The sequence below is a fragment of the Dictyoglomus sp. genome, from assembly GCA_025060475.1.
In the GTDB taxonomy this organism is placed as follows: Bacteria; Dictyoglomota; Dictyoglomia; order Dictyoglomales; family Dictyoglomaceae; genus NZ13-RE01.
This window is the reverse complement of sequence record JANXBZ010000072.1, coordinates 1-255: the sequence shown is the minus strand read 5'-3', so window position 1 is coordinate 255 and position 255 is coordinate 1. Positions and strand designations below refer to the sequence as shown.

General features: G+C 34.9%; 1 protein-coding gene. It reads left to right on the top strand.

Annotated features, from left to right (window positions below):
• Positions 1-255 (top strand): hypothetical protein (locus NZ841_08560; GenBank protein ID MCS7202810.1); only part of this gene is annotated, 255 nt, incomplete at both ends.

The following is a 255-nucleotide window of genomic DNA, read 5'->3' as shown; positions in this document are numbered from 1 at the left end:
AAGAAGAAAGGCAATAGCAAGAAATCATACAGCAACACATCTACTTCATGCAGCATTAAGGATAGTAGTAGGAGATCATATAAAGCAAGCTGGAAGTCTTGTTGCTCCTGACAGATTAAGATTTGATTTTACCCATTTTGAAGCATTAAAGCCTGAAGAGATAAGAGAAGTTGAGAGATTAGTTAATGAAAAAATCCTTGAGGATTTACCAGTTCAGATAGAGATCAAATCTCTTTATGAAGCTTTATCAGAAGG